The following is a 309-nucleotide window of genomic DNA, read 5'->3' on the forward strand; positions in this document are numbered from 1 at the left end:
GGCCATCGAAGCCGGTTTCCTGTCGGATCAGTCCGGTGGGCGTGTAGTCCAGAAGGTACTTTTCGCCGGACTCGTTCTCGATTTCCGTCAGCAACAGCTGCGCATGGTCGTAACGGTACTGCAGCCGGCTGCCGTCGGAGTTGATCCGCCGGCTGACCAGGTGCAGGTCGTCGTCATACTCGTAACGGGTGATGCGCCCCAGTTCATCGCGTTCGGCGGTGACCTGGCCGTAGGCGCTGTAGGACCAGGCGCGGGTGGCGCCATTTGGCGAGGTGGTCTGGATCAGCCGACCGACGGCGTCCCACGCAT

Annotated in this window: 1 protein-coding gene; it reads right to left on the minus strand. The window is 63.8% G+C overall.

The features are described 5' to 3' along the window. Positions 1–309 (minus strand): RHS repeat domain-containing protein (locus L6D81_RS29380; RefSeq protein ID WP_236183004.1); only part of this gene is annotated, 309 nt, incomplete at both ends.

The organism is Pseudomonas sputi (assembly GCF_021603585.1).
Taxonomy (GTDB): domain Bacteria; phylum Pseudomonadota; class Gammaproteobacteria; order Pseudomonadales; family Pseudomonadaceae; genus Aquipseudomonas; species Aquipseudomonas sputi.